This window comes from Chroococcidiopsis sp. (assembly GCF_051657925.1).
Taxonomy (GTDB): Bacteria; Cyanobacteriota; Cyanobacteriia; order Cyanobacteriales; family Chroococcidiopsidaceae; genus Chroococcidiopsis.
The window spans coordinates 1-3,820 of sequence record NZ_JBOFLP010000161.1 but is presented as its reverse complement, the minus strand read 5'-3'; the positions used below and the strand labels follow the sequence as shown (position 1 = coordinate 3,820).

The 3,820-nt window shown below is 45.3% G+C and carries 5 protein-coding genes; all 5 read left to right on the top strand.

What is annotated here, in order from left to right; all coding sequences use genetic code 11:
• Positions 1-516: agmatinase (gene speB, locus ACRC32_RS13280; RefSeq protein WP_438554415.1), on the top strand; the 516-nt coding region annotated here is incomplete at its 5' end.
• 98 nt (positions 517-614) lie between these two features.
• Positions 615-1,160 carry a thioredoxin family protein gene (locus tag ACRC32_RS13275; protein WP_438554414.1) on the top strand — a complete coding sequence of 182 codons (546 nt, stop codon included), beginning with the start codon at positions 615-617 and terminating at the stop codon, positions 1,158-1,160.
• A gap of 63 nt (positions 1,161-1,223) precedes the next feature.
• Positions 1,224-1,952: a UMP kinase gene (gene pyrH, locus ACRC32_RS13270; protein WP_438554416.1), complete on the top strand. Its 729-nt coding sequence runs from the start codon at positions 1,224-1,226 to the stop codon at positions 1,950-1,952.
• Positions 1,939-2,487, top strand: a complete 549-nt coding sequence (frr, locus tag ACRC32_RS13265) for a ribosome recycling factor (RefSeq protein WP_317106012.1) — start codon at positions 1,939-1,941, stop codon at positions 2,485-2,487. Before pyrH ends, frr begins: the two co-directional genes overlap by 14 nt.
• 149 nt (positions 2,488-2,636) lie before the next feature.
• Positions 2,637-3,770, top strand: a complete 1,134-nt coding sequence (locus ACRC32_RS13260; protein ID WP_438554413.1) for a geranylgeranyl reductase family protein — start codon at positions 2,637-2,639, stop codon at positions 3,768-3,770.
• Positions 3,771-3,820 lie beyond the last annotated feature (50 nt).

The following is a 3,820-nucleotide window of genomic DNA, read 5'->3' as shown; positions in this document are numbered from 1 at the left end:
GAACCTTTTACCGTAGTGCAAATTGACGCTCACGGCGATTTGCGTCACGAATATGAAGGCTCGATCCACAATCATGCTTGCATCATGCGGCGAGTGGTTGATATGGGTTTACCAACCGTTCAAATTGGGATTCGAGCAATTTGCAAAGAAGAAGCCGAGCTGATTAAAGCGAAAAATCTGACTGTATTTCGCGCCAGAGAAATTGCTATTCAACCCGATTGGATTGAAAAAGCGATCGCGTCTATTCCAACTCAAAAAGTCTTTCTGACCATCGATCTAGACGGTATCGATCCAACTTTGATTCCAGGGGTTGGCACTCCCGAACCAGGCGGCTTGAATTGGTATGCTTTGCTTTCCTTCTTAAGAAAAGTCATCGAAAAACATCAAGTCCTTGGCTTGGATATTATGGAATTAGCACCAGTTGCCGATTCAGTAGTTTCACAGTTCACGGCAGCGAAATTAGCGTATAAACTGATCGGATATCAAGCATTAGTCCAGGGCTGGAAAAATAATTAGTCAATAGTTAATAGTTAATAGTTGTTGCCCGTTACCTATTGACTATTAACTATTAACCAATTCCAAACTACCTATAAATATATTTTCAATCTAAACAAATGACTATTCAAACTCACATTCAACCCTCTAGAGTGCGTTATGCACCCGATTTTGAATTACGTGGCATAGATACTCAAGTCCACCACTTAGCTCGCTATTTAGAAAAATTTCAAGCTGTGGGTGTTGTATTTATGAGTCATCATTGCGATTACGTGCAGTCATATATTGAAAGATTAAAAACAATCCAAATAGAATTGCAAGACCAAGGTTTTACTTTAATTGGGATTAATGCTAATCAGAATCTCGAAGATCGTTTCGAGCAGATGAAAAACTTTGCCAACTACTATCAACTGAATTTTCCCTATCTCTGGGACTCGACGAGAGACGTAACGGAAAGTTTCGGGGCAAAAACTACACCAATGTCTTTTTTGATCGATACCGAAGGCTGCATTCGCTACCAAGGGGCGATCGACGATCGCCCCGCAGAACCAGCAGCAGTAAAACAGCCTTATTTACGCAAAGCTATTTTGGAATTGCTACAAGGACAACCCATTTCAATTGCTGCTACAGAGACCATTGGCTGCGCCCTGCAATGGGGAAACTAGAGACAGAGTTGCCCTCTACTGCTATCTTTAATGGGAGGCGAATATGAATTAGATGTCAGTTGTATGTTGAAACCTTACAAACGAGTTTTGCTTAAGCTCAGTGGCGAAGCTCTGATGGGTAACTTGGGTTATGGTATTGACCCAAGTGTAGTAGAAGGAATCGCAGGTGAAATCGCAGAAGTTGTTGCCCTCGGCGTGCAAGTCGCTGTTGTCGTAGGTGGTGGCAATATTTTTCGCGGTGTAAAAGCATCGGCATCTGGTATGGATCGAGCTACCGCTGACTATATCGGGATGATTGCTACCGTGATGAATTCCCTCACGTTGCAAGATTCGTTGGAACGTAACGGGGTACAGACGCGGGTACAAACAGCGATCGCCATGCAAGAAGTTGCAGAACCTTATATTCGCCGTCGCGCCATCCGCCATTTAGAAAAAGGCAGGGTGGTGATTTTTGGTGCTGGTTCGGGTAATCCTTTCTTTACTACCGATACGACTGCTGCATTGAGAGCGGCAGAGATAGATGCTGAGGTAATTTTTAAAGCAACTAAGGTAGACGGGGTTTACGATGCCGATCCTCATCTCAATCCAAACGCAAAACGCTATCAAAGCTTGACATACGGTCATGTCTTGGCTCAAGACTTACGGGTCATGGATAGTACCGCGATCGCCTTGTGCAAAGAGAACAACATCCCTATTCTGGTATTTGACCTTACGGTGAGAGGTAATATTCGCCGCGCTGTGATAGGAGAATCTATAGGGACGCTTGTGGGAGGTTTCTGTGAAGTTAGCTGAAGCTGAAAGTACAATGCAAAAAACCGTTGAGGCAACTCAACGATCTTTTAATACTATCCGTACTGGTCGTGCTAATGCCAGTCTGCTCGACCGAGTTATGGTGGAATACTACGGTTCCCCTACATCTTTAAAATCGCTAGCTAGCATTAGTACCCCTGATGCAACTACAATTACGATTCAACCTTTCGACCGCAGTACTCTTAATTCGATTGAAAAAGCTATTTCCATGTCAGATGTGGGGTTAACTCCTAATAATGACGGTTCGACGATCCGATTAAATATTCCGCCACTGACTAGCGAACGCCGCAAGGAATTTATCAAACTGGCGGCGAAGTACGCTGAAGAGGGTAAGGTTGCCATTCGTAATATTCGCCGCGATGCGCTGGAGACGATTCGCAAGCAAGAGAAAAGTAGTGAAGTGACTGAGGACGAAGCGCGAGATCTACAAGATCGATTGCAAAAGTTGACCAATAAGTATATCGAGCGAATTGAGGAATTGCTAGCAGAGAAGGACAAAGAGATTTCGACCGTGTAGACTCGAACAGACCAGGCTATACCTGGTCTGGCTGCTTATTTTGATTTTTACGTGAGTTTTTGAATGGGAAGCGGGCAAAATTAGGTAAAGTTTTGTAAGGCTATCCGCCTTGATGTAGAGATAACCCATAGGAGTTAAATTCTAGTCTTATGTACGATTGCATCATTGTTGGTGCTGGTCCAGGTGGAGGATCGGCAGCCTATCATCTAGCGAAACAAGGGCGTTCGGTTTTAGTGCTAGAGAAGGAATCGCTACCACGCTATAAGCCTTGTGGGGGAGGCGTATCGCCTGAAATTGCCAAATGGTTTGATTTTGATTTTTCTCCAGCGATTTCGGTAAAAGTTAATACCATTCGCTACACCTGGAAAATGGACGACCCCGTACAGGCTGAGTTACGCACGCCAGAACCGATGTGGATGGTGCGACGGGACGTATTTGACCACTTCTTGATTCAGCAGGCACAAAAACAAGGGGCAGAACTGCGGGATAGTACAGAAGTTAACGGAATCGAATTTAAAGGCGATCGCTGGTACGTCAAAACTGCAAACCAAGTGTTTGAAGGACGTTATCTGATTGCAGCTGACGGCGCAAAAGGACCAATGGCGAAGTGGTTGGGCTTCAAAGAACGCAAGCGCCGCTTGGGTGGTGCTTTAGAAGCAGAAGCCCCCGCCAAGGTGGATGATAGTAACATCGCCCACTTTGAATTCGGTATGGTCAAAAACGGCTATATCTGGAATTTCCCCAAAGCTGACGGCTATTCCATTGGTATCGGCACGTTTCGAGGTGGAGAAGGACAGGACTTTAAGCAAATTTTGAGCGAATATGCCACTCTATTTGGCATTGATGTCAAGACTTGCAGACAATACGGTCATCCTCTCTGTTTGTGGGATGGAACGCAAAAGCTACATACTCAAAATGCCGTTCTCGCTGGGGAAGCAGCTTGTGTTGTCGATCCATTCACTGCTGAGGGTATTCGCCCCTCAATTTTTACCGGAGTGAAAGCCGCAGCTGCGATCGATCGCGCGCTTGCAGGCGATATCAATGCCTTAGAACAATATACCGACACCATCAACGAAGAATGGGGCAGCGATATGGCTTGGGCGCAAAAACTAGCAGGTGTATTCTACCGCATTCCTGGTATTGGCTATAAAGTTGGTGTCAAGCGCCCCTCTGCGACTCAGCGCATGGGACAAATTTTGTGTGGCGAGTTAAGTTATGGCGATGTAGCAAATCGTGCCTTAAAGCGTCTCAGTGGTAGTCTGATCCCTGGTATGGGTGGTTAATATTTTGATGTAGAGTAGTTGAATAAGGGGCGCACAACTGTGCGCCCCTA